The sequence below is a fragment of the Clostridiales bacterium genome, from assembly GCA_014799665.1.
GTDB lineage: Bacteria > Bacillota > Clostridia > Christensenellales > Pumilibacteraceae > Anaerocaecibacter.
On the sequence record JAAVHP010000012.1, the window covers coordinates 13,420 to 39,891 of the forward strand.

The 26,472-nt window shown below is 52.4% G+C and carries 27 protein-coding genes and 1 tRNA gene; 26 read left to right on the forward strand and 2 right to left on the reverse strand.

Annotated features, from left to right (window positions below):
* Positions 1-35: 35 nt before the first annotated feature.
* Positions 36-112, reverse strand: a tRNA-Arg gene (locus HDT28_05055).
* Positions 113-251: 139 nt separating this feature from the next.
* Here HDT28_05055 and HDT28_05060 point away from each other — a divergent pair.
* Entirely contained in the window at positions 252-1,466 is a 1,215-nt protein-coding gene (locus HDT28_05060) for an alpha/beta hydrolase (protein ID MBD5131943.1), read from the forward strand.
* A 240-nt stretch (positions 1,467-1,706) separates the two neighbouring features.
* Complete coding sequence (locus HDT28_05065; protein MBD5131944.1) at positions 1,707-2,141, forward strand: hypothetical protein; 435 nt, start codon at positions 1,707-1,709, stop codon at positions 2,139-2,141.
* 148 nt (positions 2,142-2,289) lie between these two features.
* Here the strand turns inward: HDT28_05065 and HDT28_05070 are convergent, their stop codons facing one another.
* The gene (locus HDT28_05070) at positions 2,290-2,943 is read right to left on the reverse strand and encodes an SH3 domain-containing protein (GenBank protein ID MBD5131945.1); all 654 of its coding nucleotides are present in this window, start codon (positions 2,941-2,943) and stop codon (positions 2,290-2,292) included.
* A gap of 76 nt (positions 2,944-3,019) precedes the next feature.
* Here HDT28_05070 and HDT28_05075 point away from each other — a divergent pair, with 76 nt between their 5' ends.
* From HDT28_05075 to HDT28_05190, 24 genes are all read left to right on the forward strand, one after another.
* Positions 3,020-4,441 carry a hypothetical protein gene (locus HDT28_05075; GenBank protein MBD5131946.1) on the forward strand — a complete coding sequence of 474 codons (1,422 nt, stop codon included), beginning with the start codon at positions 3,020-3,022 and terminating at the stop codon, positions 4,439-4,441.
* Positions 4,438-4,695, forward strand: coding sequence for a hypothetical protein (locus tag HDT28_05080; protein MBD5131947.1), 258 nt, complete (start codon positions 4,438-4,440; stop codon positions 4,693-4,695). The genes HDT28_05075 and HDT28_05080 overlap by 4 nt, the downstream gene beginning before the upstream one ends.
* 8 nt (positions 4,696-4,703) lie before the next feature.
* Positions 4,704-4,919, forward strand: coding sequence for a hypothetical protein (locus HDT28_05085; GenBank protein ID MBD5131948.1), 216 nt, complete (start codon positions 4,704-4,706; stop codon positions 4,917-4,919).
* Complete coding sequence (locus HDT28_05090; protein ID MBD5131949.1) at positions 4,916-6,766, forward strand: hypothetical protein; 1,851 nt, start codon at positions 4,916-4,918, stop codon at positions 6,764-6,766. The genes HDT28_05085 and HDT28_05090 overlap by 4 nt, the downstream gene beginning before the upstream one ends.
* A 12-nt stretch (positions 6,767-6,778) precedes the next feature.
* Positions 6,779-7,336 (forward strand): hypothetical protein, encoded by a 558-nt coding sequence (locus HDT28_05095; GenBank protein MBD5131950.1) that lies wholly within the window; start codon positions 6,779-6,781, stop codon positions 7,334-7,336.
* 47 nt (positions 7,337-7,383) lie between these two features.
* Positions 7,384-8,529, forward strand: coding sequence for a phage major capsid protein (locus tag HDT28_05100; GenBank protein ID MBD5131951.1), 1,146 nt, complete (start codon positions 7,384-7,386; stop codon positions 8,527-8,529).
* Positions 8,526-8,837, forward strand: coding sequence for a hypothetical protein (locus HDT28_05105; protein MBD5131952.1), 312 nt, complete (start codon positions 8,526-8,528; stop codon positions 8,835-8,837). The genes HDT28_05100 and HDT28_05105 overlap by 4 nt, the downstream gene beginning before the upstream one ends.
* Before the next feature lies 1 nt (position 8,838).
* A complete protein-coding gene (locus HDT28_05110) occupies positions 8,839-9,384 on the forward strand; it encodes a hypothetical protein (protein MBD5131953.1) in 546 nt (181 codons plus the stop codon).
* Between the two features lie 19 nt (positions 9,385-9,403).
* Positions 9,404-10,798: a hypothetical protein gene (locus tag HDT28_05115; protein ID MBD5131954.1), complete on the forward strand. Its 1,395-nt coding sequence runs from the start codon at positions 9,404-9,406 to the stop codon at positions 10,796-10,798.
* An 84-nt stretch (positions 10,799-10,882) separates the two neighbouring features.
* Positions 10,883-11,221 carry a hypothetical protein gene (locus tag HDT28_05120; GenBank protein MBD5131955.1) on the forward strand — a complete coding sequence of 113 codons (339 nt, stop codon included), beginning with the start codon at positions 10,883-10,885 and terminating at the stop codon, positions 11,219-11,221.
* 20 nt (positions 11,222-11,241) lie between these two features.
* Positions 11,242-11,508, forward strand: a complete 267-nt coding sequence (locus HDT28_05125) for a hypothetical protein (GenBank protein MBD5131956.1) — start codon at positions 11,242-11,244, stop codon at positions 11,506-11,508.
* A complete protein-coding gene (locus HDT28_05130) occupies positions 11,487-11,669 on the forward strand; it encodes a hypothetical protein (protein ID MBD5131957.1) in 183 nt (60 codons plus the stop codon). Before HDT28_05125 ends, HDT28_05130 begins: the two co-directional genes overlap by 22 nt.
* Positions 11,614-12,537 (forward strand): hypothetical protein, encoded by a 924-nt coding sequence (locus tag HDT28_05135; GenBank protein MBD5131958.1) that lies wholly within the window; start codon positions 11,614-11,616, stop codon positions 12,535-12,537. The genes HDT28_05130 and HDT28_05135 overlap by 56 nt, the downstream gene beginning before the upstream one ends.
* A gap of 8 nt (positions 12,538-12,545) precedes the next feature.
* Positions 12,546-12,770 carry a hypothetical protein gene (locus HDT28_05140; GenBank protein ID MBD5131959.1) on the forward strand — a complete coding sequence of 75 codons (225 nt, stop codon included), beginning with the start codon at positions 12,546-12,548 and terminating at the stop codon, positions 12,768-12,770.
* A 352-nt stretch (positions 12,771-13,122) separates the two neighbouring features.
* Positions 13,123-14,139 carry a 3-deoxy-7-phosphoheptulonate synthase gene (gene aroF, locus HDT28_05145; protein MBD5131960.1) on the forward strand — a complete coding sequence of 339 codons (1,017 nt, stop codon included), beginning with the start codon at positions 13,123-13,125 and terminating at the stop codon, positions 14,137-14,139.
* A gap of 22 nt (positions 14,140-14,161) precedes the next feature.
* Positions 14,162-15,352 (forward strand): pyridoxal phosphate-dependent aminotransferase, encoded by a 1,191-nt coding sequence (locus HDT28_05150; GenBank protein MBD5131961.1) that lies wholly within the window; start codon positions 14,162-14,164, stop codon positions 15,350-15,352.
* Between the two features lie 90 nt (positions 15,353-15,442).
* A complete protein-coding gene (gene aroA / locus HDT28_05155) occupies positions 15,443-16,702 on the forward strand; it encodes a 3-phosphoshikimate 1-carboxyvinyltransferase (GenBank protein ID MBD5131962.1) in 1,260 nt (419 codons plus the stop codon).
* Positions 16,684-17,769, forward strand: coding sequence for a chorismate synthase (aroC, locus tag HDT28_05160; protein ID MBD5131963.1), 1,086 nt, complete (start codon positions 16,684-16,686; stop codon positions 17,767-17,769). The genes aroA and aroC overlap by 19 nt, the downstream gene beginning before the upstream one ends.
* A gap of 40 nt (positions 17,770-17,809) precedes the next feature.
* Positions 17,810-18,949, forward strand: a complete 1,140-nt coding sequence (locus HDT28_05165) for a bifunctional chorismate mutase/prephenate dehydratase (GenBank protein MBD5131964.1) — start codon at positions 17,810-17,812, stop codon at positions 18,947-18,949.
* Positions 18,950-20,176, forward strand: coding sequence for a shikimate kinase (locus HDT28_05170; protein ID MBD5131965.1), 1,227 nt, complete (start codon positions 18,950-18,952; stop codon positions 20,174-20,176). It abuts the gene before it with no gap.
* Positions 20,173-20,616: a type II 3-dehydroquinate dehydratase gene (gene aroQ / locus HDT28_05175; GenBank protein MBD5131966.1), complete on the forward strand. Its 444-nt coding sequence runs from the start codon at positions 20,173-20,175 to the stop codon at positions 20,614-20,616. The genes HDT28_05170 and aroQ overlap by 4 nt, the downstream gene beginning before the upstream one ends.
* Positions 20,617-20,740: 124 nt before the next feature.
* On the forward strand, positions 20,741-23,806 hold the full coding sequence (locus HDT28_05180; protein MBD5131967.1) for a response regulator: 3,066 nt from the start codon (positions 20,741-20,743) through the stop codon (positions 23,804-23,806).
* A 34-nt stretch (positions 23,807-23,840) separates the two neighbouring features.
* Complete coding sequence (locus HDT28_05185; GenBank protein ID MBD5131968.1) at positions 23,841-25,922, forward strand: diguanylate cyclase; 2,082 nt, start codon at positions 23,841-23,843, stop codon at positions 25,920-25,922.
* A gap of 41 nt (positions 25,923-25,963) precedes the next feature.
* Positions 25,964-26,317, forward strand: a complete 354-nt coding sequence (locus HDT28_05190; GenBank protein ID MBD5131969.1) for an Hpt domain-containing protein — start codon at positions 25,964-25,966, stop codon at positions 26,315-26,317.
* Positions 26,318-26,472: the final 155 nt, after the last annotated feature.

Sequence of the window (26,472 nt, forward strand, 5' to 3'; positions counted from 1 at the left end):
TGTAAAAGCGGCAGTGCAATTTTGCACTGCCGCTTTGGCGTTCCCGGCGCGACTTGAACGCGCGACCTTCCGCTTAGGAGGCGGACGCTCTATCCAGCTGAGCTACGAGAACATATACGGGTATTCAACTGAAATCGAATACCCGTATATTGTATCACGGTTAAGGCGATAGGTCAAGCAAAATGCCGCGCTTTTCGTTTGCTTGACAGTTCGGCGTTATTTTGATATAATCGGTTTATACGGAGGGTGATATGCAAACCTGGATGATTGCATTGATAGTTGTTGCGGGCGCTTTGGCGTTTGTTGCCGTGGCGTTCGTTTTGTGGGCGTTGCTGCCCGTTCATTTCGTTCTCGGGCGGCGCAAGGAAATTCCGTTGGAGAAACGGATCAAGCTCGGTTATACCGCCGAGAACTTCGGCGTGAATTCCAAGTGGTTCGGTGGGGTAAAGGACAGGACGGAAACGCTTTCCTTGACCGCATACGACGGCGTGGAGCTTTCGGCGTTGCTTATTAAACAGCCAGAGCATTTGGGTAGGGTCGCCGTTTGCTGCCACGGCTACGGCGCGAACCAGCATTCCATGCAAGCCCAAGCCAAGATATTCTACGATCGCGGCTTCGACGTTATCATTCCTGCCATGCGCGGACATAAAGGTTCGGGCGGCAAGGTCGGCATGGCGTGGCTCGATCGGTTCGACCTTTTGCGCTGGATAGATAAGGCGGTAGCCGTTTTCGGCGACGGCGTGAAGATTGCGCTTTGCGGTACGTCCATGGGCGGCTCGACGGTGATCGCCGCAAGCGGTATGACCTTGCCTTCGCAGGTTAAGTGCGTTATCGACGATTGCGGGTTCAATTCGCAGTTCGACGAGTACGCGGCGGTGCTCGCTGGCGGAAATACGGATAAGATCTCTACCCGCACGCGAATATCGCTGTATATGGTGAACTTGGGCGTTAAGCTCGTTCACGGCTATTCGCTTTACGACGCGGATATAGAAAGCTTCGCACGGAACATGACTATCCCTGCGTTGTTCATTCACGGCGAGGAAGATAAGTACGTGCCGTGCGCGCTCGGTCGCAAGCTTTACGAAGCGTGCGCGTCCGAGAATAAAGAGTTTTTATCTATTGTGGGCGCGGGACACGCTCTCTCGTACGCTGTCGATAAGCAAAAGTATACCGACGCATTTACTGCGTTTATAGATAAGTATATCGAGGGCAGTGCGTTCATTGCCGACAGCGACGAACTTATCGTAGAAGAAGTTAAGGAAGAAGAAAAGAAGGAAACCGTGCAAGAAGTTAAAGAGGACGAGAAGAATGAAACTCCCGACGAGGTTAAAGAGGAAGTAAAAGAGAACGGCGAAGACGAAGATGAAAAGAAAGAGAGCGAAGAAGTAAAAGAGGAAGCCCCCACCGAGGAAGAAAAGAAAGAGGAAAGCGAACAGCTCGCCGAGGAAAATAAGACGGAAGAATAAGGATAGAGTTTTTCACCGACGTCGCTACGCGACGCCCCCCCTGAGGGCAAGGCGAATAAGGTTATTAAAGTTACTTCCTTTACGGGAGTAATTTTTTTATTGAGAAAAACGTCGCTATGTATATATTGACATACTGTTGTCAGTAATTCAATGTTAAACTGCGGTTGAAAATAACAAACGGTACCCGCCAATGTCGTGAGATATAGGCGGTTCGCTATTTGTGGAGGAGAACGTAGTTTTATGCGAACGGAACGAAGAACAATTGACAACGTAATACTTATCAACCCGCTTATTTGCGGCTTGCAGAACGTGATAGAGCGCGAGCAGGAAAGCGTGATCGCCGACCTCGTAACGCCCGCGCATAAGATCGTGCAAAAGCTGTTCAAGCTCGATAATCGGCGCATCGATCTTTGCAACCTCAACGTGCTGTACGGCTTTATCGAGCGCGCGCTCGGCGACAAGTTTGGGCTTTTCCGTTCGTGCGTGTTCGGCGGCGTAGCAGGAGATAGCGACGATTATAAAATCGCGCTAAGCGCAATCGAGCTTGCGGGGTATACCGTAGAGCGGATAAATACCGAGTTCGAGTATTTATTCAAACTCATTAAGCGCAAGCCCAAAAGGGCGGTCAAGAGTGCAGGGTTTACCGTTAATTATAAAGCTGTTGCGAGTAATTAAATGCCCTCATCCGTCACGGCTTGCGCCGTGCCACCACCCCCATGCCCCCAATTGGGGAAGGCGAATATGGAAAAGATCGTTCACCTCATCCGTCGCTACGCGACACCTTCCCCCTGAGGGGAAGGCAAATAAAGATAAGTTAAAATTCCTATTCGTCTTTCGGTTTACGGAAAAGGAAATACATAATAAACGGAACGGGGATACACAGCGCAACGGAAAAGATTATTGCGGTCGTGGTAGACATTGCTTGTGGGGTTTCGTTCGGTTCTTCGGGTTGCTCGTCGATGACAGGTGGGGTGATTACGGGTTCTTCCTTTTCGATTATATTCGGTGGGATGGGGTCGACGCGGACGTGCGCCGAATAGCAGTATCCGCTTACCGTTTCGGTCTTGACGTAATACCAAAGATCGCCCGCGCCCGATATTATTGCATCGCCGCTTATCGAGCCGTAGCACCTGCCGCTGCCCGTCGGTTCGAGCACGGTCAGGACGTCGGCGGTCTTGTTCGGCGCGGAGCGCAGGTTGACGGGCTGACCGTCGTTATCGCAGTAAAAGCGCACGGTCGTTTCGTACTTGGTCATGGGGATATAGTCGACTTCCTGCACTTCGTCCGCGCGCACGTAGCCGCTAATGTCGTCGTACGCCACGGCGATATATCCGCTCGGCGCGTCGACGTCGCTCTGCATGACGAAATAGCCGGCGGGTAGGTCGACGACGGGCTGCATTGCGGCGTTATATAAAGTTGTTTTGGACGGCATGAGAAAAAACATCAGCGCCGTCATTACCGAACACAATACCGACATGGTTTTTAGTTTAATACGCTTCGCTTAGCGACGCGTATCTTGTTTTGTCGAATTTCGGGTGATTAAGGAAGTTACAATGACTACGACGGCTACGGTAGAGAAAATTCTCAGGATAGAGCGCGAGCAAAAGCGCAGATACCGAAATAACGCGCTCGCTCGGTACAATACCGAAAAAGTGCATATCAAGCAAATGGAGTTCCATAAATGCCCTAAGCGCAACCGTTGGGTGTTCGGCGGCAACCGCACGGGCAAGACCGAGTGCGGCGCGGTAGAAACGGTTTGGCTGGCGCGGGGCATTCACCCGTACAAGCAGAACAAGCGCACCGACGGTTGGGTGGTTTCGCTGTCGCGCAGGGTGCAGCGCGAGGTCGCGCAAAAGAAGATTTTGCATTATCTTAACCCCGATTGGATAGTCGATATAGTCATGGAAAGCGGCAAGAGCCAAAACCCGTCGGGCGGCGTTATCGACTACATAGCGGTCAAGAACGTTTTTGGCACGATAAGCACTATCGGGTTCAAGACCTGCGAGGCGGGGCGGGATAAGTTCGCGGGCGCGTCGCTCGATTACGTTTGGTTCGACGAGGAGCCGCCCGAGGATATTTACGACGAGTGCGCCATGCGCGTGGTCGACAAGAAGGGGCTTTTGTACGGCACTATGACGCCGCTTCTGGGGCTTACGTTCGTATATAAACGTATTTACCTTAACGCCAATGCCGATCCCGAGGTTTGGCACCTTTTCATGGAATGGGCGGACAACCCGTACCTCGATCCCGACGAGGTGGCGCGCGTGTCGGCGGCAATGACGGACGCCGAGCGCGACGTCAGGCGGTACGGGCGGTTCGTCGACGCTAAGGGCGCGGTGTACACCGAGTTCGACGAGCGTGTTCACGTTATCCCGCCGTTCGATATACCGCGCGAGTGGCAGGACAGACTGTCCATTGATCCCGGGCTTAACAATCCGCTGTCCTGTCATTTCTACGCCGTCGACTACGACGGGAACGTGTACGTGGTCGCCGAGCATTTCGAGGCGGGCAAGCCCGTTGCATACCACGCCGAGGCGATAAAGGAAATTGCCGCGCGGCTTAATTGGCATACCGACGGGCGCGGGCGGCTGTCGGCGCTCATAGACAGCGCGGCGAATCAGCATACGCTTAACGCCGATAAGTCGGTCGCCGAACTGTTTTGCGACAACGGTATTCTAGTAGACACGCGAGTCAATAAGGATCTGTTTAGCGGCATAAACCGCGTTAAGCAGTATTTAATGACCGACGGCAAGCCGCGCTTGTTTATTTTCGAGAACTGCGTCAATCTCATTCGCGAGCTTAAAAGCTATCGCTGGGGCGACGGCGACCGTCCGGTAAAGACCGACGATCACTGCCTGGACGAGCTTAGATACTATCTTATGAGTAGACCCGTTCCGCCCAGGTCGGTGCGGGCAAAGAGCGAGATCGAGCTGGACAAGGAGCGGCTTATAAGGCGTAACGGGAGAAGAAGATGAAATCACACGACGATATTCTGGACGCGGTAGTCAAGCGGGCGTGCGGATACGAGGCGCAAGAGGTGGTCGAGGAGTACGCGGTTGTCGACGGCTCGCTAGAACTCGTTAAGCGTAAGATCACGACTAAGGACGTACCGCCCGACATGACCGCCGCTAAAATGCTGTTCGATAACAACGAGGTCAGCGACCTTACGGACGAGCAGCTCGAATCGGAAAGGATAAGGCTTATTAAGGAGTTAAAAAAATCGCAATAGGAGGTTTTATGCAAATAATCGAGAACAAGCACAACATTAAATGCGATTGCGGGGCGTGCCGCAACCGCGCGACAAAAGCGGTCAAGTTCGACCGCGTGGGTATTCGCGGGCGAATGTACTTTTGCGATCAATGCCTGAATGCGCTGTATACGGCGATAGGCGAAAGCATAGTGCCGAAGTCGGTGGAGACCGCTAAGAGGAAAACGAGTAAGGGTACGAAATGAAAAAAGAAAAATCTTTATCCAAAGAATACCGCGAGGACATAGTCGAGAGTGTAAGGAACGATTTCGAAAAGCGTTGCGAGGCGCGGCGCCCGTACGAGGTGCAGTGGCGGCTCAATATGAATTTCTATCTCGGCAACCAGTACTGCACGGCTTCTGTGACAGGCGATATTCAGGACGTAGAGCGCGACTACTATTGGCAGGAGCGCGAGGTGTTCAATCATATCAGTTCGCTCGTCGAAACGCGGCTCGCCAAGCTGAACAGCGTGCGCCCGTCGCTTACGGTGCGTCCGTTCTCGTCAGACGACGGCGACGTGAAGACCGCAAAGACTTCGACTAAGATACTCGGCTCGGCGTGTGACAAGCTCGACGTGGACAACCGTTTGTCAGACGGCACGATGTGGTCTGAGATCTGCGGCACGAGCTTCTACTACGTGGGCTGGGACGATAATTCGGGCTTAGAAATATCCGACGGGGTGTACGAGGGCGACGTATGCGTTCAGGTCGTGCCGCCGTTCGAGATCTATCCCGACAGCGTGTTTGCGCAGAACGTGGACGACTGTCGCTCGATAATAAGAGCGCGCGCCGTCGACGTGGACGAAATCAAGCGTGTTTACGGCAAGACCGTACCGCCCGAAAACCGCGATATTATCGGCGTTACTTCGGCGGCGGTGGGCGGCGGGCTGGTTGCCGACAGCACTTTGAACAAGCTGACTTCGGTCGCCGCCGAGAACTGCGCCGTGCTCATAGAGCGGTTCACACTGCCTACGCCAGAGCACGCGGACGGCGAATACGCCGTGGTCGCCGGCAAAGAGCTTTTGCATTACGGTCCGCTTCCATTCGTCAATCGCGCCGACGGCAAGCGCGGCTTTCCGTTCGTCAAGCAGGTGGCGCTCGGCAGCTGCGGATGCTTTTTCGGCACGTCCATAGTAGAGCGCAGCATACCCGTCCAGCGTGCGTACAACGCCGTAAAGAACCGCAAGCACGAGTTTATGAACAGGCTGACCATGGGCGTTATGGCGGTCGAGGACGGCTCCGTAGATATAGATAATCTCGAACAGGAAGGTATTTCGCCCGGCAAGATCTTGGTCTACCGTCAGGGCGCGACTCCGCCGCGCATGGTCGAGATGAGCGGCATACCGTCGAGCTTCGACGCGGAAGAAGCGCGCCTTCTCAACGAGTTCACGAACATAAGCGGCGTCAGCGAGATCATGCGTTCTTCTAATATGTTGTCCGCGAACATGAGCGGCGTGGCGTTGCAGCTGCTCATAGAGCAGGACGACACCAGGCTCTCGCTGTCGGCGGAGAACGTGCGCTCGGCGGCGCGCGAGATAGCGCGGCATATCCTGCGGCTTTACAAGCAGTTCGGCAGCGACGCGCGGCTCAGTCGTATCGTCGGGCAGAACGGCGAGGTCGAGCTTATGCGCTGGTCGGCTTCTGACATATCGAGCGACGACGTTGTATTCGCTACCGACAACGAGCTTTTGTCAACGCCCGCCATGCGCCAGAACATGATGATGGAGCTTTACAAAATGGGCTTGCTGTTCGACGCCGAAGGCAAGATGAGCGAAGCCGCAAAGCACAGGTTTATGGACGCGCTCGGCTACGGCGATTGGGACAGCAGCGTGGACCTCGCCGACGTGCATATTTCCCGCGCCGAAAGCGAGAACACAAAAGGCAAGTACGAGCTTAACGAGTTCGACGATCACGGTATACATATCGATACGCACGTCAAGTTCTTGCTCACGGAGTGCCCGAGCGGTGCGCGCGCCGAAAAGCTTAAAGCGCATATCAGGGAGCATGAAACAATTAAGAATTCGCAATTAGGAATTCAAAACGAAGGTCAATAAAAGGGAGTTTTTATGAAAGACATTCAAGATAATCAGATAGAACAAGTCGAAGATATTTCGACCTCTAATATAGGCAAGTTCGGTTCGGTAGAGGAGCTGTTCAAGGCTTACAACGCGCTCGAAAAGGAGTTTACAAAGCGCTGCCAACTGATAAAGCAGTTACAAGCAGAGAAGGAAAACAAAAGCGCGCAAGCACAAGAACAAATCGCCGAAGCGACCGTCGAAGGGGCTGCGCCGAGCGAAGAACTCAACGTTTCGTGCGGCGAGCCCATAGCGGCGGACGATCGACCCGCGCCCGAGCCTGCGCCTGCGGCAGAGCCGCCCGAAGCGCAAGAGCCGCCCGCGCAGGAGCAATGCGAGCCCGTCGACATCATTGCGTTTGCCGTCAAGTACGTAGACGCGATAGCGGATATTCCAGAGATTGTCGACGAGGTACTCGCGCGGTATAAGCGCAAGCTGTCCTGTCGCGGCGGCGGTAGCGCGCCCGTAGGCACTGCGGTCATCATGCCCGCCATGCGCCCGCGCACGCTTGCCGACGCTAAACGGTTAGCCGACGAGATTTTAGGTTAAGCCAAACCGATCGAACAAACCAAATTATCAAATAAAAGGAGAAAAACATGGTAACTTTACAGAACGCAGAAAACGCATTAAAGACCGTATACCTCGGCACGGTGACCGATCTTCTCAATACGCGCGTCAATCCGCTACTCAGCAAGATCGAGCAGACCTCGTCCGACGTGTGGGGCAAGGAGATCCGCACCGCCGCGAAGTTCGGCATTAACGGCGGCGTAGGCGCGGGCGATGAGGACGGAGATCTTCCCGCGGCGTACGGCAACAATTATCTTCAATTCGTCACAACGCTCAAAAACCTTTACGGTCAGATCGAGATTTCCGACAAGGCTATCCGCGCATCCGAGGGCGGCAAGGGCGCGTTTACCGATCTTCTCAACGCCGAGCTCGAAGGGCTTTTGAACGCGTCCAAGTTTAATCTCGGACGTATGCTGTACGGCGACGGCACGGGGCTTCTCGCGTCCGTTTCCGCGGGCACGGGCGGCGCGATCGTTATAGATTCCGTGCGCAACGTAGTCGAGGGGCTCGTAGTGGATATCTACGGCGCGGACGGAACAAAAAAGACCACGGCGCGTATTAAGTACGTCGAACGCGCCGATAAGAAGATAACCTTCGATAGTACGGTAACGCTCGCGGCGGGCGACAAGCTGTACGTTCAGGGCTCTAAGGACAAGGAGATAACCGGTATCGGCGCGCTGTTCAACGGATCGACAATTTACGGCGTGCAGAAGTCGGCGCATCCCTTCCTTAACCCGTACAAGAAAGCGGTCGACGGCACTATCGACGAGATAACCATTCAGGAAGCTATCGACGCGCTCGAAAACGACGCGGGCTCGACCGTCGACTTTATAGCGTGCTCGCAGGACGCCAAGTATTCGTTCGTCGACTACATGGGCGCGTACAGGCGCAATATCGACTTCATGGAGCTCGACGGCGGGTTCAAGTCCATTTCGTACAACGGCATTCCGCTCGTTTACGACAGGTTCGTGCCCGAGGGAAGTATGTACCTTTTGAACACCAAGGCGTTCAAGCTTCACCAGCTCTGCGATTGGCGGTTCCTCGAAACGGAGAACGGCAAGATCCTTCGCCAGAACCAGGGCAAGCCGACTTACACGGCGACCCTCGTCAAGTACTGCGACCTTATCTGCTCCAAGCCCAACGGTCAGGCGGTGCTTACCGGTATCACGCGTTGATAGGCAGGGTAATCGAGGACGATCTGTTCGGCGTGTGCCGCAGGCTGAAAAGCATCGACGACGGCTACTACGTTTTCCGCAATTACAAAACGGGCAAGTTCGAGGTGCATAACAGCAAGGATAAAAACACGCTGTGTTTGGTACTGCCTTACGATACGCTTGACGAGCGTACCGTAAGGCACGTGCTTTACACGCGCGCCGACAGGCTCGAACAAAACCTCAAGATCATGGACGAGCAAAACCGAAAAGCCGAGGAGCGCGAACGGAAGAACGCGATAGTCCGTGCGCTTGCCGCGGTAGGGGGTTAGTATGACGATAAAAGATATAGCAAAGTGCGCGGCGGCGATATTGCAGGCGGATGACATAGCGGACGAGCTCGACAGCGACGAGATCGCGGATTTGGAAGCCGACGCGAAAACGCTCGTTAAGTGCGTGAACCTCGCAATAGCCGAAACGCGCGTGGACTTTCCCGTAGTGCATACCGCGGTCGTTTGCGCGGTGGGCGGGTTTATTCCGCTCGACGCGTTTGAGGGCGTTATCTCGGCCGTTAAAAAGGTCGAGCGCGGCGGAAAACCTGTGTCGTTCACAATAGATACGCGTGGAATAGCCGTGCCGAGCGACGGCGCGTACTCGATAGCGTATATTATCGCGCCGTCCGATCGTAATGTGGATGACGAAGCGGAAGTTGGCGCAACGCTCGATTGTAATATCCTCGGCTATCTTGCCGCGCGCAACTACTGTCTTATAACGGGCAGGACGGACGAGGCGGCGATATGGGATCAGCGGTATAACGCGGAAGCCGAGTGTAGGCGGATCACGCGTCGTGCGGTTTTGCCTAAGAGAAGGTTTTTGTGATTAGGATGCAGGAGAAATAATGTCAAGACTAAACATACCTAAATCAAGTCGATACCGCAAGCGCGTTGGCGCGTTCGGACGCATAGACGTTAAGCACGACGAAAGTACGCTCGACTTCAACACCGCCGCCGAATGCTACAACTTTGACACGGCGTCGGGCGCGCTCACTACGGGCTACGGCGTGCGCCAAAACAAGAATATCCCTGCTACGACTCAGCGGTATTGGGTTTACCGCTACTACTCGGACGAGCAAAACGGATACGTTGACCAATACGTGTACCAATTGAGCAATGGGATTTTGAGAATGTACGACACCGCCATGGGTGACAGCTATTATATTTCGGGAACAATGTTTCCGCCCATGCACGCGCTGAACTATCGGCTTAACTCTAAGGACGTTCTGTTGATGTCGTGCGAGGGGCGAAAGTTGTTTACTTGGGACGGCAGGATACTGGAGGAACATACCACGTCACCCGTTGTGTCAAGCATGGCGCTTCACTACGAGCGTCTGTTTGTCACGAGTTCGGAAGAGCCGACCAAGGTTTTCTTTTCGCAGGACCTTGATCCCACGAATTGGACGATAGGCAAAGACGGCGGCGGATTCATCGAGCTACTCGACGAGCGCGGCTATCTCAATCGCGTCGTGTCGTTCGGCAGCTATCTCTACATATTCCGCGACCATGGAATAAGCCGCGTAACGGCGTACGGCGATTCAAGCGAATTTTCGGTAATTAATTTGTTCGTTACTGCGGGGCGAATTTACCCCGACAGTATAGCGGTCTGTGGATCGGTGATAGTCTTTCTCGCAAGCGACGGGCTTTACTCGTTCGACGGCTACGACTGCACGCGGCGGCTTAGTAATCTCGACGGGCTTATCGAGCGCGGCTCGGCGACGGCGAGCGCGTTCTTCGACGGAAAATACTACTTGTCATGTCGTATGAATTTCGCGGACGGTGAGACTGTCGGGTGCGAAGCAAACGATTGTGCGTGTAACGGTCTATTGGTATACGACGTCACGAGTGGCGAGTACGCCGTATCGAGGGGGCTTGATATTTCGTTTATGCAGTCCGTGACTTTTAACGGCGAGGATATGCTTGTGTGCTGTGAGAGTGGCGTGGGCGGCGAGATCGCCAAGTGCGGCAAACGGTTTGACGAAAGTCTGCACGCGCACTGGCACGGTCCGACTACCGATTTCTCGTCGCCCGATAAGCTCAAGGTCTTGCGTGAAGCGTATGTGGTGAACGATGTTCCCGTAACGGTTGGCATAGACTACGACGGCAAGCGAAAGGAAGTGAACGTAAAGACAGGCGGCGGTCGTAAGCGGCTTAACGTAAATTGTAGACGTGCGTCGGTGTCTGTCGATTGCGACGGCGGAGAGTGCAGAGTCGAGCCGATCACGGTTATTTATAGTTAATTAGGAATTAAGGATATTTAAATAAAATCACCCGGCGGTGTCAATCATTTCAAATTCACAATTCCTAATTGTTTCGGAGGGAACATGGATAGAGCAACGCGCGCGTTGTCGCTTGTAGAAGACGGTAACGCAAATTTGGAGAAAGTGCGCCACACGGTGACGGAGCGCACGACGGCGCTGGTTTTGAACGGCAAAGCGACGGGCACCGATACTTCGTTCGGTACGGTATCGTTGAGCACCGATCGGGCGATAATAGTCAGATTTTTAGGTGAGCAATGCCGACTTGTTTTTTGCTACAAACAAATCGCGATAGGAACTTCGCCGATTATTGCCGTACTGCCGGCGGGCGAGGGCGATCTTAAATTATCCGTTCCGCGTCAAGCCGCGACTGCCGTCATTTTCGGCGGACAAGCCGTAACGTAAAAAATCAAAGGGGGAAAATCATGGACGAAATTATATCGCTCGTTGTTGCCAACGGGTTGTTTGCCGTGCTGTTTTGCGGACTTCTCGTGTATCAGCTTCGCGACAGCAGTCGGCGCGAGCGCAAGTACACGCAGACGATAAGCGAGCTTACAGACAGCCTCAAATCGTTGTCGTCGATCAAGACGGATACAGAGGCGATACTTGCCGATATACGTGAGATCAAGCGCGGCGTTCGTGGCGCAAGAGTCAAGACGGTAGGTGCGGAATGCGTGAAAACGAGCGCGTGAGCCCGCCGCCCGAAGTATCTCCGCACGAGAAAAAATCGGGCGCAGAGGTCATGCGCAAGTACGAGCTTTACCGCTACAATATGATCAAGGAGAAGTACAAAAAATATGGCTCAACCAATCACACAATTCCCGGACAACAGCAAGGATCGGGAGGAGCTTGAAAACATAGTCAAGCAGTACGAAACGCCGCTGTACGACGCGACCAAACCGCAGCTGCCGCAAACCAAGCTGAGCGAGCTTAGCTACACCGCGCCGAGCGACGAGTATCTCAAAATCAAAGCCGAGAATGAGCTTTACGACTACAAAACGAGCGGCGAGCAGGCGGTGCGCGATCAATCGGCTGCCGACGGCAAGGCGTTGCAGGACACGAAAGACGCGTACCTGCAAAACCGCGACAGCGAGATAGCCGCGCTCGATAAGCAGTACGAAGAGGGCGTTCGCGCCGTCGATAACGACGCGATAAAGCGCGGACTTGCGCGTTCGTCGATAGCGGCGGTAAACCGCGCCGAGCTCGAAAAGGAATACATTAAAAGCAACGCCGATATAGCGTCGAGCTACGGCAAAAAAATATCCGAGCTCGATAAGGACATAGCCCAAATTTCGAGCAAGCTCCAATCGGCGCTCAACGACTTTAACCTCTCGTATGCGAGCAAGCTCAATCAAACGCTTTCGTCGCTCAAAGACGAGCGCGACAAAAAGATAATCGAGGTGGAGAAGTACAATAACTCGGTGCGCGAAAAGCAAGCCGAGCTCGACGGCGAGCGCATGAAACTCGAAAGCGATCTCTACTCTGCGCAGCTCTCGCAGGAAAAGCAGGCTAACGGTCTGTCGCTTTTGAACAGCGAACAGCGCGACGAGATATACAAGGCGGTGTACGGCAAGATGAACGAGTACCTCGCTTCGCTTACGCCCCAACAGGCCAAGCTCGAGCTTTTGAACCACTCGTTCTATCGTCAGCATTTGTCCAACTACTACTATAATAAATTGCTCGACCAATACGGCAGTCTGGCTCGGCCCGGCGACGAATAGAGGTGCATATGAAGCAAAGAATAAAAAGCATGAGTTTTTGGATAGGACTGATAGGCTCGGTCATACTCATATTAAGCGCGTTCGGCGTGGAAATCGGTGACGAGACGGCTAATGCGGTGATAAACGGAGTATGCTCGCTCTTGGTTGTGTTCGGTATTGTTACACCCGTAAAGCAAGAGGATGAGCAAGAAACCGACGACGCCACTACCAAAGAAACAGACAAAGACAATTGAGTAACAGAAAAATCCGATCCGTTTTTTCGGGTCGGATTTTTAATTGCGCGCGAAGATGTTAAAATTTATATACGTTCGATTTCGACGGAAAAAACGGATAATTTGAAAAAGAAAGGAAAAACCTAATCAAAATTATTGACAAAAAGCCGAAATTTTTTTATAATCTATCTATCTACCAACGGAGATAGGTTATGAACCGTTTTAATCGTTACAGCGCATTTTTTTACTTTAACAAGGGCTTTTACTTTATTAGCCCTGATTTGTGTGCGCGGTAAAAACGTTCTTTGATTGGAAGATCAAAAATTTTAAACGAAAACCGCCGCACGGCGGTTTTTTATTTTAGGAGGTCGACATGATCGTCACGCTGAAAAATGGTATTGACGAAAAGCAACTGAAAAACCTGATGGGTTGGATCAATAATTTAGGTCTGGAAACCCATCTCGTCAAGGGAGAAAACTCCACGGTTTTGGGCTTAGTGGGCGATACTTCCCGCGTGGATATAGGTTTATTGAATTCGTTAGATATTGTGGATACGGTAACGAGAATTCAAGAACCGTATAAGAATGCCAATAGGAAGCTTCACCCCGAGGATACCATTGTAGACGTTTCGGGACACTGTTTCGGCGGAGTCAACTTCCAATTGATTGCGGGGCCCTGTTCGGTGGAGAGCGAGGAGCAAGTCCTTACTATCGCCCGCGCCGTAAAAAAATCGGGGGCTACGCTGCTTCGCGGCGGTGCATTCAAACCGCGTACCTCGCCCTACGCCTTCCAAGGATTGAGGGCGCAGGGGTTGGAGATCTTACTCCGCGTAAAAGAGGAAACGGGAATGCCCATCGTGACGGAAATCATGAATATCAATCACTTGCCGCTATTTGAAAACGTGGACGTCATTCAAGTGGGTGCGAGAAATATGCAAAACTTCGAGCTGTTGAAAGAACTCGGCAAAACGCGTAAGCCGATACTTTTGAAAAGAGGGCTTGCGAATACTATCGAGGAATGGCTTATGAGCGCGGAGTACATCATGTCGGAAGGGAATACGCAAGTAATTCTTTGCGAGCGCGGAATTCGTACTTTCGAGCCGTACACCCGAAACACCTTGGACCTGTCCGCCATTCCGATTTTGAAAGAAAAGACGCATCTCCCCGTTATTGTCGATCCCTCTCATGCGTCGGGATTGGCGAGGCTTGTAGCCCCCATGTCCTTGGCGGCTGTGGGCGCGGGCGCGGACGGTCTTATTATCGAGGTCCACAACGATCCTCCGCATGCACTTTGCGACGGCGCACAAAGCATACGCCCCGAACAGTTCGACGAGCTTGTCAAGCGGTTGGACGTAATGTTGCCGGTCGTATCCAAGACGCGCGAAAAATAGGACGGAAACGGAGAAGTTAGACATGGAAATAAACGAAAACGCTTACGGGCTCGGTAGCAAGCGTTCGGTTATAAGAGAAATATTCGAGTACGGCAAGAAAAGGTCGGCTGAAATAGGCGCGGAAAACGTATTCGATTTTTCTATCGGCAATCCCAGCGTAGAACCGCCGAAAGAGGTTTCTCAGACCATAAAAGAACTGATAAAGACCGAAGACTCGGTGCTCTTGCACGGCTACACTTCGGCGCAGGGCGACTTCGGAACGAGAAAGGCTGTTTCCGACTCGATAAACAAGAGGTTCGGTTTATCGCTCACGCCAGACAATATTTATATGACGTGCGGCGCCGCGGCTTCGCTTGCTATATCGTTAAAGGCGGTGCTGATCCCCGGCGACGAGTGCGTGGTTTGCGCGCCGTACTTTACCGAATACCGTGTGTTCATAGAAAACGCGGGCGGAAAAGTGGTCGTATCTCAACCTAATGAAAACGATTTGCAAATAGATCTTCTTGACTTTAAATCAAAGATAACCGAAAATACGCGCGCGGTAATTATTAATTCGCCGAACAATCCGAGTGGGGTCGTATACTCTTCGGATACCGTAAGGCGCGTGTGCGAAATACTCAACGAAAAAGAAAAAGAGTACGGAAAAACGATATATCTTATTTCCGACGAACCGTACCGCGAGCTCGTTTATGACGGAGTGAAAGTGCCCTATCTAATGAACTACTATGACGATACTTTGGTGTGCTATTCGTTTTCCAAAGCGTTGTCGCTCCCCGGCGAGAGAATAGGATATATTGCGGCAAACCCGTCAATGAAGGACTCGCAAAAAGTCTATCTTGCGATTTGCGGCGCGGGCAGGATGCTTGGATACATTTGTGCGCCCAGCCTTTTTCAGCGTGTTATCGAGCGTTGTGTAGATACGAAGGTAAACGTTAAGGTTTATAAAAAGAACCGGGATATTTTGTATAACGCGCTTACCGAATACGGCTACGAATGCGTTAAGCCCGATGGCGCGTTCTATCTTTTCGTCAAGGCTTTGGAAAAAGACACCGTAAAATTCTGCGAAAAGGCGCGGGAGAAGGATATCTTAATAGTTCCGTGCGACGACTTCGGCGTACAAGGTTACGTCCGTATCGCTTACTGTGTTCCTACCGAAAAGATTGAGCGTTCGCTACCTAAGTTCAAAGAGCTTATGGAAGAGTACGGCTTGTAGAGGTGATCGAATTGCATTCGGTCGTTCCTCGCGAAATCTGGTAATGCGAAACTCCGACGGGAGCGCAACGGAATTGGAGGGCGTTTTTCTGTGGAGATTAAATTAACTCCCACAAATTTAAAAGGACGGGTGGATATACCTTCCTCTAAATCATACGCGCACCGTATGTTGATAACGGCGGCGTTTTCCCGCACCGAAAGCGTATTGCTCGGGGATTTTTCCTCGGAAGATATGTTGGCCACAATGCGGGTGCTAACCGCGTTTGGCGCAAAGTTTGACTCGGTAGAGGGTGGCGTCAAAATCTCTCCTGCATTAACGACGGAACGCGCGGTAGCCGATTGCGGTGAAAGCGGTTCTACCTTGCGGTTTTCCGTTCCGATCGCTGCCGCTTTGGGAATAGAAACGACGTTTATCGGCGCGAAGCGGTTGGGCGAACGCCCGATGGAAGAGCTGCTAAACTGTTTAAGCGAACACGGCGTTAAGGTCGCGGGAAAAGGGTTTCCCCTAAAAATCTCGGGGAAATTATCTGCGGGGGATTATCAAATCGACGCTCGTCGTTCTTCCCAATACGTGACGGGATTATTGCTTGCCTTGCCGTTGTTGGAAGGAGACAGCACCCTTACCGTGTACGGCGAAGCCTCGAAAGCTTATATCGATATTACGTTGGACGTATTAAAGGACAGCGGCGCCGAAGTTACCCGTAAAGGAAATACTTTCTTTATCCGCGGCGGGGGATATTCCGTTTCGGGCGAGAGAAAAGTGGAAGGTGATTGGTCCAACGCGGCGTTTTGGCTGGTTGCGGGGTTACTCGGGGAAGAAGTTTCCATAGGAAACTTGAATCCCGAGTCTCGCCAAGGCGATCGGCGCGTGGCGGACCTATTAAAGAAAGCGGGCGGCAATTTGAGCTGGGAAAACGGCAGACTGACCGTAAAACCGTCCGAGCTTCACGGCATCGACTTCGACGCCGACGACATTCCCGACTCCGTGCCCGCTATGTCCGTTGCCTTGGCTTCGGCGAAGGGAACTTCGGTTATCACTGGGGTAAAGCGTTTAAAAATAAAGGAAAGTGACCGCTTGTCTGCCGTTATGGATACATTGACGCGATTGGGCGTTCCCGTCGCCTATAACGAAGAGAAAGACGCGTTGAAAATCGAGGGCGTACCCCGCTTTACGGGTGCGACGCTCCTTTCTTACAACGATCATCGCTTGGCAATGGCGGGCGCGGTTGTCGCCGTCAGAGCCGCATCGCCTATTACTATAATCGGCGCGGAAGCGGTAAAAAAATCATATCCCGCATTCTTTGCGGACTATGAAAGCTTGGGAGGTAAAATATGTCGTTTGCCACTTTGAAAATTACTGTATTCGGTGAATCGCACGGCCCTGCAGTAGGCGTGACCGTCGAAGGGTTTCCCGCGGGTATTCCCATAGACGAGCAAAGCTTGCAGGCGTTTATGGCGCGCCGAAAAACGCAAAACGCCGCCTTTACCACTCCGCGCGTCGAGGAGGATCGACCCTTATTTTTGTCGGGCGTCAAGAACGGTTATACCACCGGAGCGCCATTGAACGCCACCATTTATAACGCCGATAAGCGAAGCGGTGACTACGAGGCTTTTCGGGATGTTCCCCGTCCTTCCCACGCCGATTACGTTGCGGGGGTGAAATATAAAGGCTTCGCCGATTTGGCAGGCGGCGGACATTTTTCGGGACGGTTGACCGCGCCGTTGTGCGTTGTCGGGTATCTCGCCGAGACTTATTTGGAAAAGAGCGGGATATTCGTCGGCGCGTATTTAAGCGAAGCGGGTGGAATTTCCGCCGTATCCTATCTTGACGGCATTCCCGCCAAAGAGGAAATAGAAGCGACTCAGGGGAAACCCGTTCCCGTGCTGCGTGGCGTAAAGCAAAAGGAAATCGAGGAGAGGCTGCAATCGGTCAGGGCGGAAGGGGATTCCGTCGGCGGCGTTATCGAGTGCGTCGCCTTGGGATTGCCCGTAGGCTTGGGCGAATGCGGTTTTCGAAGTATGGAAGGGCGGATCGCGTCCGCGATCTTTTCCGTGCCCGCAACCAAAGGTGTTGAGTTCGGTTCGGGCTTTTTGCTGACCAAAATGAAAGGGAGCGAAGGTAACGATCCGTGGACGTTGAGCGGCGGGGCCGTCGTGCCCAAAACCAATCATAACGGTGGGATAAACGGCGGAATCACCAACGGAGCGCCCCTTTTGGTGCGCGTCGCGGTTAAGCCCACACCGTCCATTGCAAAAGAACAGGATAGCGTGAACCTGAAAGATATGACCCCAACAAAGCTTACCGTGGGCGGACGGCACGATGCCTGTATTGCGCTCCGTGCCGTGCCCGTTGTGGAAGCTTGCGTAGCAATCGCAATCGCGGATGCATTGTTGGAAATGCAAGGACAAAATTTTTAAAGCCAATAGATAATAAAACGCCTTTGGGCGGGAGGTAACTATGCAATTACAAGAGCTTAAAGCCAAAATCGACGATATTGACGATCGCATTGCGTCGCTTTACGACCAACGTATGAAGCTGATCAAGGAAGCGAGCGAGAAAAAAACGGAAACGAACCGCTATGTGCAGGATTTGACCGGGGAGAACGCGACGATCGGTCGCGTGACTAAGGCGGTGGACGAGGACGTGCGCGTTTACTGCAAACAAGTGTTTGAAACGCTGTTTGAAACAGGTCATGCTTATCAGTCGCGGTTTGTGCGTATTCCTTCCGGGGTTGCCGAAGAAATCCGTTCCAATTTGGAAAGCGGCTTAAAAGCATTTCCCAACTACGCGACCGTCGCTTGCCAGGGTGTGGAAGGGGCGTATAGCATGATCGCAACCACGCGGCTTTTCCCGTTGAGCGACATTACTTATTTCAAAAATTTCGAGGGAGTATTCCACGCTGTGGAAAAGGGATTGTGTAAGTACGGTATGCTCCCCATTGAAAACAGTTCGGTGGGTTCGGTCAACGACGTGTACGACCTCATGAAAGAACACAAGTTCTATATTGTCCGCAGTATTAAACTCCATGTCCAGCACCACTTGCTTGCGAAACAAGGCGTTAAGCTTAGTGAGATCAAAGAGGTATTCTCTCACGAGCAGGCCTTAAACCAGTGTAAAAAGTGGTTGGGAAAAACGGATATCAAAGTGACCGTCGTTCCCAATACCGCGGTTGCCGCAAAGATGGTGGCGGAGTCGGAGAGGACGGACGTGGCGTGTATAAGCAGTCGAGAATGCGCGTCTTTATACGGACTGAACGTTCTTGCCGCGAATATGCAGGACAACGACAATAACTATACCCGCTTCATTTTGATTTCCAAAAAAATGGAAATTTTCAAAAAGGCGAACCGTGTTTCAATAATGGTCAACTTGCCTCATACGTCGGGAAGCCTCAACCGTATGTTGAACAAGTTTTCCACACTGGGTTTCAACCTGACTAAATTGGAGTCTCGCCCTCTTCCTAACTCGGCGTTTGAATTTATGTTCTACTTCGATTTCGAAGCGGATATCGAAAATCCGGAAGTGGTCAACCTCTTTGCGGAATTGGAGAATGGGGAAGGACAATTGGTGTTTTTAGGCAGCTATTACGAGGTGGTATAAGTGGCGGATTACGGTTTAATCGGGGAAAAGCTTGGGCACAGTTTTTCCGCCGCTATACACAAAGAATTCGGCTACGACTACGAGCTGAGAGAATTGTCTCCGTCCGAAGTCGCCGACTTCATGCTGCATCCGCCGTACTTGGGATTTAATGTTACTATTCCCTATAAGCAAACGGTCATGCCGTATCTCGACGAAATCCACCCCTACGCCTTGGAGATAGGCGCGGTCAATACAGTGGTGGTCAAAAACGGCAAACGCTTGGGTTATAATACCGATTTTGCCGGAATGAAATTCGCGCTTGACGCGTACTCAATTAGACCCGAAGGAAAGGACGTTCTGATTTTGGGCTCGGGCGGCACGGCGCATACCGCGCGGGCGTTAATGAAATCGCTTCACGCCAAGCGCATTCGCACCGTCAGCCGTATGGGAGAACTGAATTACGAAAACTTACCGATCGAAGGGAAGGACGCGGAAATCATCGTCAACACAACCCCCGTGGGAATGTATCCCGATAACGACGGATGCCCGGTGGACTTAGCGTGGTTTCCTCATTTGGATGGAGTGTTCGACGCGGTCTACAATCCCTTGACTACTCGTTTGGTATCACGCGCAAAGGAGCGGGGAATTGCCGCCGGTAACGGGCTTGTCATGTTGGTTGCGCAGGCAAAATTCGCACGCGACCTGTTTTTGGAAACACCCTGCGACGACGCGGTGATCCATGACGTTGTGAGAAAAATAGAACGTGATAAGCAAAATATCGTTCTGGTGGGGATGTCCGGTTGCGGGAAAACCACAATAGGCAAACTGCTTGCCGAACGCCTTAATAAAACTTTTGTCGATACCGATGAAGAATTGATAAAAATTTTCCGCAAACCAATTCCCGAAGTTTTCCGCGAGGACGGAGAGGAAGCGTTTCGCGCGGCGGAAAAACAAGTGGTGGAAGCTTTATCCAAACGTAACGCGTCGGTTATCGCCACGGGCGGGGGCGCGCCGTTGTCGGAAGTCAGTCGGGAACGCTTAAAGCAAAACGCCGTAACGGTGTATCTCACTCGCAACGTAAATTCTTTGGACAGAACGGGCAGACCTCTTGCCGTCAGCGAACAACGCGTCAAAGAAATGCTCGTTATGCGCGACCCGATTTACAGAAAGGCGGCGGATTTTGCAGTAAGTAACGACGGCACCCCGCAGGAAGCGGTAGAGAAGATATTAGAGGAGTTAAAAATATGAAAGTATTGGTTGTGAACGGACCCAATCTCAATATGCTCGGAATTCGTGAACCCGCACTCTATGGAAAGGGAACTTATAGCGACTTAGTGGACTTTATTCGCGGCGCGGCAAAAGAACTTGATTTGACCGTGGAAATCTTTCAATCCAATTCGGAAGGGGAATTGGTGACTGCCATTCAAAACGCCCTTGGAAAATTCGACGGTATCGTAATCAACGCCGCCGCGTATACGCACACTTCGGTGGCGATTTTAGACGCGTTGAAAGCGGTTGGGCTACCGACTGCGGAAGTGCATTTGACCGACGTTCGTATCCGTGAACCGTTTCGTCAAATTTCCTATGTGGGAATGTATGCCCAAAAAACGGTATGCGGAAAGGGCTTCGACGGCTACCGCGAGTGTTTAAATTGGCTAAAAGATACGGCGTGTGGCGGCGTAGAGTAGTTTATATCTACGTGAAGTTGATCGGGCGTAACAACTAATTTCCTTAAATACCTTGCATATCGCGAAAAAATATGGTATAATAGACGATAGCTTCTATTACTCACGAAAAGCAAGGGAGCGTGTAATGCTTAAAACGAAAATTCGCGACGGAATAATCATTGCGGTATGCGTAGTGGCGGTCGTTATCACGGCTGTACTGTATTCGCTGTTTGCTTCGAGCCACATTTTCATCGAGAGCAAAGAGCACTTGGAGGAGGTATACAGTCAGGTACGCGCGACATTCTCCGAAAAAGTGGTCGGGCACCACGATTTCCTGGACAGCTGGGAAGACTACATAGACGAAACGGTTAACATTCTCAACGGCGACGACGCGGACGCCGCAAAACAACGCGAGAGCGAACTGGTCGGCTTCGTAGAGAACCAATGGAAAAACATTTGGGGCTATACGCACTTTTACTTTATAGGCACGGAGACGATCGACGAGTCATCAGAGCAGAGCTACAAGCGGCTTGTTAATTGCAAAAACGTTTACGGCGAGACCGTGCAGTTCCGCATCCGCCGCAGTCTCGAAGAGCTGCTGAGCGAGGACAAGGGCGGCGTAGTAGGTACGCGCGAGGACTACGGCGAGGAGGGTGGCAATTATATGCTGTTCGCTTCGCGCGTTGATAAGACTAACACGTACAAGGGCTTCGAATACTCGGCGATAGGTATTTCGTTCGACGCCCAAGCGATACTTAACCTTTTGACTCTCGAAGCGTTCAACGAAACCGGGCAGTTCTTCATAGCCCTGTCCGACGGCGGAACGCTGTTGCAGACCGATCCCGATCATACCGTAGGCGGTAACATACTCGACCACCTTGCCGAGCTCTCACTGTCGAAGGACGAGCTCGAAAAAATCAGGCTCGACTGGGACGGCGCGAACGGCAAGGAGCAAAAGAGCGATACCTTACTCATAACCGAGGAAGGCGAGGAATATTATTTCTCGTATATGCCTATCGGGTTCGGCGAGTGGATGCTCGTAGGGCTCGTGCCGAGCGCCGGGGTCAACGGCAGTCTGAGCCGATTCAGGACGGTCACCATTGCCGTCATGGCGCTGATCTTCGTTACCGTTGCGGCGTGCATTGCGTTCATACTCATCATGAACGGACGCAGGCGCGTTCGGGAAAAATCGTTCGAGGTCAAGTCGCGCGAGGATCTTCTCGGCGTATTCACGGGCAAGACTAACGACGTGATAGCGCTTTTCTCCACCGACACGTTCGCTTGCGAATACGTCAGCTCCAACGTGAAAAAAGTGTTCGGCATAGACAAATCGAGAGTGCTAACCGACGTTCGTGTGCTACTGGACGCGATAGACGGCGAGAAGCGCCCGTTTACCGCCGAGGTGCTCAAAGCTATGCCCAACGGCGATACCTGGGAAGCCGAGCTGTCCATGGTGAATGCCGAGACGGGCGTTAAGTCCTGGTACCATTTGGCGCTTTACCGTTCGATACACGGCGACAGCGACAACTGCATACTTTTCCTCGGCGACCGCACCAAGGATAGGCAAATGCGCGAGAGCTTGGAGGAAGCGCTCGAACTCGCCAAGAACGCCAACGAGGCGAAGAGCCATTTCCTGTCCAATATGTCGCATGACATCCGCACGCCCATGAACGCGATAATAGGCTATTCGACCTTGCTCGCCAAGGACGCCGCCAACGTCGAGCGCGTGCGCGAGTATACCAAAAAGATAACGTACTCCGGTCAGCATCTTTTGTCGCTCATAAACGACATTCTCGACATGAGCAAAATCGAGAGCGGCAAGACCTCGCTTAATATAGAGCAGTTCGGTATGCCCGAGTTTATCGAGGAGCTGTACTCCATGATGAGCGCGCAGGCGGCAGCGAAGAAGCAAACGTTCAGCGTGCATACCAAGGGCGCGATCCCCGAATACGTTCTCGGCGACAAGATGCGGCTCAACCAGATCATGCTCAATATCCTGTCCAATGCGATCAAGTACACGTACGAGAAGGGTACGGTCACGCTCTGCGTAGAGCTCATGAAGGAATCGGTACATAACCACGCGCACCTGCGGTTCTCGGTCGCCGATACGGGTATCGGTATGAGCGAGGACTACGTCAAGAGCATATTCGATCCGTTCAGCCGCGAAGCCAACGCCGAGACCAAGAGCATACAGGGCACGGGGCTTGGCATGGCTATCACCAAGAACATAGTCGATCTCATGGGCGGGACCATATCGGTCGAGAGCGAGCTCGGCAAGGGCAGTACGTTTACCGTCGAGCTCGAACTTGCCGTCACTGACGCTCCGCCCGCCGAGGAAGATTTTTGGCAGCACCACAACGTCAAACGCGTGCTCGTCGTCGACGACGAGGAAGACGTGTGCATGGATATCAAAGAGCTCATGGAAGACACCGGCGTGGATATTCGGTATCGGCTTTCTGGCAAGTCCGCCATAGACGCGGTCGCGCAATCGGTGGAGAGCGGCGAGGAGTACAGCATAGTTCTGCTCGATTGGAAGATGCACGATATGGACGGCGTGGAAACGGCGCGGCGTATTCGCGAGCTGGCGGGCAAAGCCCTGCCTATCATGGTGCTCACGTCGTACAACTTCGAGGATATAGAGGAAGAAGCGAAGGCGGCGGGAGTCGACCTGTTCCTGCCCAAACCGTTCTTCGTATCCACGTTCCGCCGCGCGGTGACCAAGATCCGCATCGACGGAGCAATGCCCGAGGTCAAGCCTGTGCCGTCGCCCGCGCGTGACGAGCTGTCGATAGCCGGGCTCAACGTGCTTGCCGCCGAGGACAACGAGATAAACGCCGAGATTCTCTGCGAACTGCTCGACGCCGAGGGCGTTACCTGCGATATTGCCGTCAACGGCAAGGAAGCGTTCGAAATGTTCGTAGCTTCCAAGCCTAATCAGTACGACCTAATATTCATGGACGTGCAAATGCCCGTCATGAACGGTTACGAAGCAACGCGCGCCATACGAGCCTGTGAACACAGCCGCGCGGCAACAATACCGATCTTTGCTATGACCGCTAATGCGTTCGACGACGACGTAAAGGCGGCGCTCGACGCGGGCATGAACGCGCACATCGCAAAGCCCATCGACATGAACAGGGTCAAGCAGGTGGTATGTAACCATTTGAATAAAGCTAAAAAGCCTAAGAATTCCGGAAAGGGCAAAAAGTAATTACTCAACTAAACCAACTTTTAAAAGGTGATATATGTCAGATTCCAAATTGCAAAAGGACGGAGCAAAAAAGAAAATACTCATCGTCGACGACAGCGAGCTTAACCGCGCGCTTCTCGGTGATATGCTGTCCGACGACTTCGATATAATCGAGGCGGAAAACGGTATGCAGGCGGTGCTCATTCTTCAAGAACACGAGCTCGAAATTTCGCTCATGCTACTCGATATCGTCATGCCCGACATGGACGGGTTCGACGTTCTTGCCATGATGAACAACAAGGGCTGGATCAAGACCATACCGGTCATCATGATCTCCGCCGAAACGAGCTCTGCGTACATAGATCGGGCGTACAACCTCGGCGCCGTCGAGTACATAAGCAGACCCTTCGACGAGCGTACAGTCAAGCACCGCGTTATGAGCAACTTCATGCTCGCGCACAAGCGGAAAGAGCTTGCCGATATGCTGTCCACGCAGGTGTACGAGAAAGAACGCGATAACAGGCTTATGGTCGAGATACTGTCGCACATAGTCGAGTTCCGTAACGGCGAGAGCGGCTTGCATATCCTGCACGTCAGCACTTTCACCGAGATGATACTCAAACATCTCTTGACGATAACCGATAAATACAAGCTCACGCAGCGTGATATTAACACTATCGTCAACGCGTCGGCGCTACACGACATAGGCAAAATGTCTGTGCCCGAGGAAGTCCTTAACAAGCCCGGCAGGCTCACCAAGGAAGAATTCGAGATAATGAAAGGCCACACGGTGGCGGGCGACAAAATGCTCAAAGAGATCCCGTACCGCCAGAACGAGGAGCTTATCAAGGTCGCGTGCGAGATCTGCCGCTGGCACCACGAGCGCTACAACGGCAACGGCTATCCCGACAGGCTCAAAGGCGACGAGATCCCCATTTCGGCGCAGGTCGTGGCGCTTGCCGACGTTTACGACGCGCTAACAAGCAAGCGCGTGTACAAGGACAGTTACAGCCACGAACAGGCCGTTCAAATGATAATGAACGGCGAGTGCGGCGCGTTTAATCCGCTCATTCTCCAATGCCTTAACGAGATACAGGCTCAGCTCAAAAAAGAGCTTAAAGAAATGTCGCTCGGGCGCAGGATCGATAAAAGCATCAACCAGAGCGTCGAGCAAATGCTCAAAAGCTCGGGCTCAGACGTATCAGAGCGCACCGTGAGGCTGCTCGAACACGAGCGCATGAAGTTCAGGTTCTTCTCCGAGCTGTCGCGCGAGGTGTTGTTCGAATACACCGCAGAGCCCGAAATGATAACGCTTTTGGAGTGGGGCGCGGACTACCTCGGCTTGCCGCAAAAGATAGTCAATCCCTCTGAGAGCGAGTTCGGCAACGTGGTATTCAGCAGAGTAGACTACTCGCGGCTCATGACGCGTATGCGCGAGTCCTCGCCCGAAAATCATACGTTTGAAGAGAAATTCCTCTTGAATATCAACAACGTACGCAAGTGGAACAAAATCATTATCAGAACGATGTGGAGCGATGACGAGCCGCCTACGTTCGAGGGCGCGTTCGGTAAGCTGGTAGACATCAACGAGGAGATAGAGGAGATCCAGCAGCTCGAAAAGATCGCCGATCACGACTCGCTTACCGAGCTACTCAATCACGAGGCGGCTAAGCGCATAATCGCAAGAAAGCTTGCCAACGCGGGCGACAAGAAGTACGCGCTGTTGTTCTTCGATCTCGATAATCTCAAAAAGGCAAACGACGTTTATGGACATCTGTTCGGCAATAAGCTCATTACGACCGTCGCCGACAGAATGAAAACCAACACGCGTAAGTCCGACGTTTGCGCGCGTATGGGCGGCGACGAGTTCATAATTTTCATGGAGTATAAGGAAGGCTTGGAGCATCAGGTCAAACGTATATTCAATTGTTTGACTCAGCCGATAGACGACTTCGATGTAAGCGTCAGCATGGGTATCGCGCTTGCCGACCATTACTGCGGCGATTACGACACGCTGTTCCACATGGCGGACCAAGCGGCGTACGCGGTCAAGTACAGCGGCAAGAACGCGTATCGATTCTACACGCCCGACACCGACTCCGTTATCAAGACCGAGGGCGACAAACCTCGCGATTAGATTTTACCATTCATATATCCAACTAAAAAGAGGTAATTATTATGACAGTACAAGAATGCTATGCAAAAATGGGCGGCGATTACGACGACGTAATGAGCAGGCTCCGTGCCGACGATAGGGTAAAACGTTTTTTGCTCAAAGTCGCAGACGATAAAAGCTTCGCGCTTCTCACAGATATGCTCGCGCAAAAGAACGTCGAGGAAGCGTTCCGAGCCGCGCACACGCTTAAAGGCGTCAGCTCCAACCTTTCGATCACGCGCCTTTACCAATCGGCGTGCGAAATGACCGAAGCGCTCAGGGGCAAGACCGAGTACAGCCCCGAGTTCGAGACCATTTACCAAAAGGTCAAAGCCGATTACGAGCTCGCGATCGAAGCGATAAAAGCGATAGACTAAAAAGCACAGTCGTTTTATAGAATCGGCATATATTCGTTATTGGAAATAATAAACGCAAGATTTCTTTCTTACTTCTTTCCAAAAATGTATTGCATAAGGTTAGGCAGATTTGTGGAATTAACAAATACTTTTTACCGGAAGAAATCAACGTAATG